Genomic DNA, 7,376 nt, shown 5'->3' with positions numbered 1-7,376 from the left:
TGCAGGCGCCTCAGCGCATCGGTGAGGCGCACCAGGTAGAGCTGCTCGGCGAGCACGAAGAGGCGGCTCTTGCGCAGCAGGTCCAGCAGCGGGCGCTGCGAGCCCACGAAATGCAGGTTGCCCTGGTAGACGGCCCCGGGGATGGGGATGCCGGTCACGTCGCTGCCGACGGAGAAGCAGAGCACGGCCAGGTCGGGGTCCAGGACCGGCCCCTTGCCGCGCATCAGGCCTACGGCGTTGCGCACGTCCCAGCCCGGCAGGCCGGCGATGACCACCTCGGGCGCCGCGCCGGCCGGGCTCCCGGGCCGCAGTTCGGCTTCGAGCAGGCGCAGGAAGTTGTGGGCGATGGGCACGTCACCGTACACGAACGAGTCGCCGAGGCCCACGATCCGCCGCACGCCGTCCGGCCTGGCGGTCGGATGCGCGCGGTCGCGGAAGCCGAGCGCGTTCACGTGGCGGTCGTCGTACTGGTCGAATTCCCCCGGCGCGCTGGGGCGCAGGGTGTAGCCGCAGTCGGCATCGGTCACGTAGGGCGTGTCCGCGCGGGCCGGGATCGTGTCCTGCAGGTACCTCACGAAGATTTCACACAGCAACAGCGTGGTCGCGGCGGAGAGCAGCACGAGGGCGGCTGAGCGCAAGCGTCTTGTCAAGTCGTCACTTCCGTTGAGCGAGCCGGGCATGCCGGAACATGATAAGACCGATGGCGCCGCCCTCCAAGACCCGAAACGCGAGGCGGAGCAGGGGCTGTTGACAGGTGGGTCGCGCGGGGGCTACCTTCGTCGTCCATGCTTCACCTTGAATTGTCCGGGTTCAGCTTCCGGAGGAACGGCTTGCGCCTCGACGGACATCGGCCTTCCCGCACCTTCGCTCTCGCCATCCTGCTGGCGGCGACCCTGACGCTCGCCACGACCGCTTCCGCCGGGCCCCGCAAGGACATGGTGGCCCGGGCCGGCATCATCGGCCTGACGATCACCAACCTGGGCTACGTCGGCAACGGCCTGTCCGATCCCGGCCAGCCCTCCTGCGAATATCCCCTGAACGGCAACGTGGAGCATCTGTTCTTGGGCGGGCTCTGGGTCGGCGCGGTGACGGCCGACGGCACCATCAGGGTCTCCACGGGCGCGCAGGACGTCTCCAACCTGGTGGCCGGCGACAACATGCGGGAGTTCGAGAACTTCGAGGATCCGGAGGACCCGAACAACGACTACGTCTGGCAGTGGTCCAATAGTCAGAACAGCGACAACTACCACCCGTCGGCCCTGGCCACGCAGCACATCGAGTGCATCTTCGACGACGACACGGATCCCGAGTCGGGCACCCACGTGCCCATGGGCCTGAAGGTGATCCTGCGCGCCCTGGCCTGGGGCAGTCCCTACGCCGACGATTTCGTGATCCTCGACTACACCATCATCAACGTCTCGGGCACCGAACTGAGCGAAGTCTACGTGGGCTTCTGGAACGACACGACGGTAGGCAACACCCTGATCAACAATCCCTACGACTCGTCGCAGGGCTCGCCCTGGAACTACTACGACGACGTCAACGGCGCCTGGCGCCCAGGCGACGTCGACGGCGACGCCGGCATCTGGATGATGTACGAGCACGACGACGACGGCGACGACGGAATGGCCACCTCGTGGATCGGCAACCGCCTGCTGGGCACCGTCCCGGAGGTCGAGGCGGCGGAGGGCAATCCGCCGGTCTCGTACAACGTCTGGGGCTTCCGCGGCGTGCCGGCCAACGACGACACCTACATCGATCCGGACACCCTCGACGAGTCGCCCGGCAAGTACCAGCTCATGGGCAACGGCGAGTTCGACGTGGGCGAGCAGGAGTTCGAGGATTTCACGCGGCCCCACGACTGGATCGCCCTGCTGTCCACCGGCCCCTTCCCGTACATGGCGCCCAACGACACCATCCACGTGACCTACGCCCTGACCTGCGGCGCCGATTCCCTGTCCCTGCTGGCCAACTCCCGCGTGGCCCAGGTGGCCTACGATACCGGCTTCCAGATCGCCACGGGGCCGCCTTCGCCGCGGCTGGAGGTCGCGTACGCGGACAATTCCGTGATCCTGTCCTGGGTGCCCGGGGATTCGCTGGGTATCGACGACGACGGCGAGCCGTACCCGCTGCCCGCTGACGACCCGCGCCGCTCGCCCGAGCACCACATCAGCGTCATCACCGGCCGGGAGGATTTCCAGGGCTACCGGGTCTACAGATACCTGGGCGAGGACTTCACCGGCGACCCCAACCTGCAGTCCACGCTGATCGCGGAGTTCGACAGGATCGACGGCTTCGGCTTCGACACCGGACTGCCGCCGCTCGACGGCGACGGCAAGCGCAGCTTCACCGACACCAGCCTGCTCGACGGTTTCGCCTACTGGTACTCCGTGGTCTCCTTCTCGGCCCCCGATCTCAACGAGGGCCTGCCGTCCTTCCAGAGCGGTTTCTACGAGAACGCGCGGAAGGTCTATCCGGGGCCGGCGCCCGTGCCCGCGGGCAGCGGGCGCGGCGTGGGGGTCTATCCCAATCCGTACCGCGCCGGATCGTACTTCGACGGGCAGTACGGCGAGCGCGAGCTCAACCGCAAGATCTGGTTCACGGGCCTGCCCGAGCGGTGCACCATCAAGATCTTCAACCTGGCCGGCGACCTGGTGCAGATGCTCCGCCACGACGACCCCGCCTCGGGCATGGAGGCCTGGGACATCCTCAGCGATCCCGTGCGCGCCATCGCGACCGGCCTCTACGTCTACGTGGTCGAGAATCCGGCCGACGGCAGCATCCAGCGCGGCAAACTGGTGGTGATCAAATGAGACGCGGACGCGACGGCACGACCCTGTTCTCCGCGCGGGCGGCGGTCCTGCTGGCCGCGACGACGGCGTGCGCCATCGCCGCGCACCTCGCGGGCTGCACCAACGATCCCTTCGATCCGTCCACGGTGCTCAACAGCCGGCCGGTGGCGCGCATCTTCGTCACGCCGTACCCCGGCGGCGAGCTGAGTCCCACCAGCTACTACGAACGGACCTTCCACTGGAGCGGCAGCGACGAGGACGGTTTCGTGATCGAATACTACGTCTCGATCGAGACGGCGACGGGCGTCGCGGCGCCGTGGGCCGCCACCCAGCGCACCGACACCACGATGACGTTCACCACCGACGATCTCGGCGAGGCGCAGGCGCTGATCCGCGTGGCGTGCCGAGACGACGACGGCGCCGTGAGCGATACGGTCAGCCAGTTCATCCCGCTGCGCAATTTCCCGCCGGTGATCAACTTCACCGCCGACTACGACACCGTCACCTGGAGCTACGGCGCGGCCAACTTCCGCTTCTTCGCCCTCGACCTGGACGGCAACGTCACCATGGACGATTCGGTCGTCTACTTCCTCGACACCGCCGACACCAACCTGGCGCCCGCACTGCTGGGGGAACCGGACGCCGATCCCAACCTGCGTCCGGTCATCAAGCGCCTCGACGACGTGGACGCCGGTCTCTTCAGCGTGGACCTGCGACATATCCAGGAGGCGGGGTCGCGCACCCTGAACGTGAGGATCGGCGACGAGGCCCACGCCACCACCAATTTCAGCTGGACCTGGAACGTGCTGCCCGCGCTCAGTCCGGTTCTGCTGGTCGACGACATACTCGGCAACATCGACGTGCCGTTCTACCACGGCAGCATGGATTCCATCTTCGGCGCCGGCCAGTGGTCGCGCTACGACCTGTCCGCGGGGCTTCCCGACCGGACCTGGGTCATGCTCGAGACCTTCCGGCAGTTCGAGGCGGTGTTCTGGTACACCGGCATCTCGACCTCGGCGAACCTGGGGGCCGTGGCCGTCGAACTGCAGCGGTACCTCTACGAACCGCCTCCGGATCACGAGCCCGGCCGCCTGCTGCTGATCTCCAAGGGCGTCATCGGCGGGACATTGAGCCTGCCGCCCAGCTTCGTGCAGAACACGCTGGGGATCAGCCGCACGCCCTCGCAACCGACCTTCTACATCCCCCAGGACAAGACCTGCTTCGCGGCGCCGCCGGGCCGGTTGCCGGACCTGCACTTCAGCAACGGCTTCAGCGCCGGCATCGGGTTGACGCCCATGGCCAACAGCGAAGCGATCTACCAGATGGAGTACTACCTGTTCTGGAGCCCTTCGCGCCGGCCTCCCTATGAACCCGTCGTGGGCGTGCGCAAACCCCACGCCGACATCGAGACGTACGCCCGGTCCGTGGTCATCACCCTGCAATTCGAATACGTGAATCAGGCCGACGGCCTCGCCGCGCTGCGCGCGCTGCTGCAGGACGAGCTGGGGGTGACGCTGCCGTGAAGCCCGTGCCGACCAGATCCTTCCTGCTGTTCGTGGCGGCGCTGTCGTTGTCCGCGTCGCTCGCACCCGTGGCGAGGGGACAGATGCCCGAGCCCCCGGCGGCGCGGCCGGCGATGATCAAGGGCCAGGTCCGCGACGCCGAGAGCGGCGAGATCCTGCCCTACACCAACGTCTACATCGCGGGTTCGAGCATCGGCACGATCGCCCTGCAGGACGGCAAGTTCTTCCTGGGTGGGCTGCGTCCCGGGACCTACACGGTCCGGGCCTCCTACATCTCCTATGCGCTAGGTTCGGAGACCGTGTCGGTGGCCGCCGGGGAGGTGGCCGCGATCGAGTTCCTGCTGGACGTCGAGGCCATCTACACCGATCCCATCCAGGTCTCGGCCGAGCGGCGCCTGATCGAGGTCGAGCTCACCGGCAGCGCGCACCGGATGACCGCGGACCAGATGGCGGCCATGCCGCTGGACAACATCGTGGAGATGATCGCCCACCAGCCCGGCGTCACGCTCCAGGACAACGAGATCCACATCCGCGGCGGACGCGCCGACGACACGCAGTTCATCGTCGACGGCATCTCCGTCAACGATCCGCTGGCCGGCGGCGGCTACGGCTACACCATCGATCCCTCGATCATCAACGAGATCGAGGTGCTCACGGGCGGCTTCAACGCGGAATACGGCCAGGCGGTCTCGGGCGTCGTCAACGTGTCGACCAAGGAGGGCGGCGACCGCTGGAGCGGCAAGATGAGCTGGAAGCGGGACCACTTCCTCGGCCGCGCGGGGGGCTTCGGCCTCGGCGAGATGGCGGCCCTCGCCATCCCGCCGCTGTCCATGGGCCTGGGCGAGGAGGCCGATCTGGGCACCGAGCCCGACTATCACGAGCTGGACGCCTTCGACAAGGCCCAGAACATAGACGTCGTGAAGATGTCGCTCTCCGGGCCGGACCCCCTCAGCGACGCCCTGGACGCCATCGGCCTCGGCCTGCCGGGCACCCAGTACCTGCTGCTGAGCGGCTCGATGGACGTCCGCGACGGGTACCTGCCCATCTACTCGCGCACCAAGCGGCTCGAGACGCCGCTCTACGACGTCGACTGGATGTCGCCCCGTCAGCAGAACGACTGGAACGGACTGGCCAAGTGGACGTGGAACGTCGATCCGCGCCACAAGATCAGCTTCAACGCCACCCGCCAGATGGCGGTCAGCCAGGGCTTCCGGCTGCCGGGCGAGGGCTATCCGCGCCCGTTCATGGACAGCCTGGACAACGCCCTGGTCTTCACCAACGAGAACATCCTCAACCAGCTCTACTACCGCTGGGTGGTCGGCGAGAAGGACTTCTTCGAGATAAGCCTGGGCCGCAACTTCAGCCGCATGCACGCCAACCTGATCGGCAACGACGAATTCACCACCTACCCCGAGTACGACTCGCCGCCTTCGCCCAGCGGCCTGGCCCTGGGCAGCAGCGACCGCTGGCACGACCACTACTCCGAGTCCTGGACGCTCAAGAGCTCCTACGCCTGGGTCGCCAGCGAGACCAACCAGCTCAAGACGGGCCTGGAGTTCTCGATCACCGAGATGCAGCTGATCGACCTGCAGACGAACCTCCGGATCCCGCCCTCGGGCAAGCTGGCCTTCAACGAGGACATCTTCAAGGTGCATCCCATCGAGGGGGCGGTCTACTTCCAGGACACGGTCAACTACCGGGGCATGGTCGTGAACGCCGGCCTGCGCCTGGACGCCTGGGCGCCCGGCAGGGAAGTAGAACACGTGATGGATCACAACTCGGAGTACCTCTTCATCACGCCGGAGATGAAGGACGAGTTCTACGACAACACGGTGGAGTTCTGGCTGCGCAGCTGGAAGATGCGCGTCTCGCCGCGCCTCGGCGTGAGTTTCCCGGTCACCGAGAAGGACAAGTTCTTCTTCAATTACGGCCACTTCTCACAGTGGCCGCGCTACGCCTACGTCTATCCGCAGCTGCAGGCCCAGTCCGCCAGCGAGATCCAGCTGCTGGGCAATCCCAACCTGGACCCCAAGATCACCGTCGAGTACGAGACGGGCATCCAGCACGAGTTCCCAGGCCTGTGGAGCGTGGGCGTCACCTTCTTCAACCGCGACATCTTCGGCTACGCCAAGTCGGTGCGCATGAACACGGTGGACATCGGCGCCGCCGACACGCCCGACCCCAACGACGAGGGCACCGTGACCATCGAACCGGTGCGCTACTTCAACGGCGACTCGGCGCGCAGCCTGGGCGTCGAGCTCACGGTGATCAAGCGCACGACCCGTTTCCTCTCCGGCTCGGCCAGCCTCGAACTGTCCAGCAGCACGGGCACCAACAGCGACGCCGACCAGGGCTACCTGGAGACGGTCTACGAGGGCAGCTCCTCGACGGCGACCAACGCCGGCGGCCTGGCGCGCACGCCCCTGCTCTGGGACAAGCCGTGGCGGGTCTCGGTCAATCTGGACTTCTCCGTCTTCGAGAGGGAGCGGCCGCGCCTGCTCGGCCTGACCCTGCCGCCAAACTGGAGCCTCAACCTGCTCTTCAGCGCCGAGTCCGGCCAGCGCTACACGCCGCGCGCCTTCGCCGATCCCGACAATCCGATCAACGGCGACTACATCGACGGCGACTACAACTCGGGGCTGGGCCCGGCCAAGAGCATGCTCAACCTGCGTTTGAACAAGTTCTGGAACCTGACGCGCAGGCAGCGGCTGACCTTCTTCGTCGAGGTCCGCAACCTTTTCAACCACAGGGACTACCGGCGCGTGAACAGCTGGACCGGCGACGGCTACAAGGTGGGCGACTACAACCCCGAATGGGAGTTCGACTACGGGGACTGGTATCTCGACGGCGAGGGCATGGGAGAGCTGCTCACCACGGATTCCGAGGAATACGCCAAGGGCCGGGTCAACCCGAGCTACGTGGAGGATCCGCGCATGATCCTGATGGGGGTGAGCTTCTCGTGGTGACCCGGGCGCGCGTCAGGGACTTCGTCGGGTGGCCGGGCCGCCTGCTCGGCCTGCTGTGCGCGTGAGCGTTGCTGGCGGCGCCCGCCGCCGCGCGG

At 67.0% G+C, this 7,376-nt stretch carries 4 protein-coding genes; 3 read left to right on the top strand and 1 reads right to left on the bottom strand.

Annotation, left to right across the window (positions count from 1 at the left end):
- The coding region (locus KJ554_02980) for a hypothetical protein (protein MBU0741302.1) at nt 1–650 on the bottom strand (650 nt) is incomplete at its 3' end.
- Nucleotides 651–830: 180 nt separating this feature from the next.
- Between KJ554_02980 and KJ554_02975 the strand changes: the two genes are divergently transcribed.
- Genes KJ554_02975 through KJ554_02965 form a run of 3 tightly spaced genes read left to right on the top strand, consistent with a single transcriptional unit; the run spans nt 831 to nt 7,281 of the window.
- Nucleotides 831–2,813, top strand: coding sequence for a hypothetical protein (locus KJ554_02975; GenBank protein MBU0741301.1), 1,983 nt, complete (start codon nt 831–833; stop codon nt 2,811–2,813).
- Entirely contained in the window at nt 2,810–4,315 is a 1,506-nt protein-coding gene (locus KJ554_02970; protein MBU0741300.1) for a hypothetical protein, read from the top strand. The genes KJ554_02975 and KJ554_02970 overlap by 4 nt, the downstream gene beginning before the upstream one ends.
- A complete protein-coding gene (locus KJ554_02965; GenBank protein ID MBU0741299.1) occupies nt 4,312–7,281 on the top strand; it encodes a TonB-dependent receptor in 2,970 nt (989 codons plus the stop codon). Before KJ554_02970 ends, KJ554_02965 begins: the two co-directional genes overlap by 4 nt.
- The last annotated feature ends 95 nt before the right edge of the window (nt 7,282–7,376 follow it).

It is taken from the genome of bacterium (assembly GCA_018814885.1).
Classification (GTDB): domain Bacteria; phylum Krumholzibacteriota; class Krumholzibacteriia; order LZORAL124-64-63; family LZORAL124-64-63; genus JAHIYU01.
This window is presented reverse-complemented; position numbering and strand designations above follow the sequence as displayed.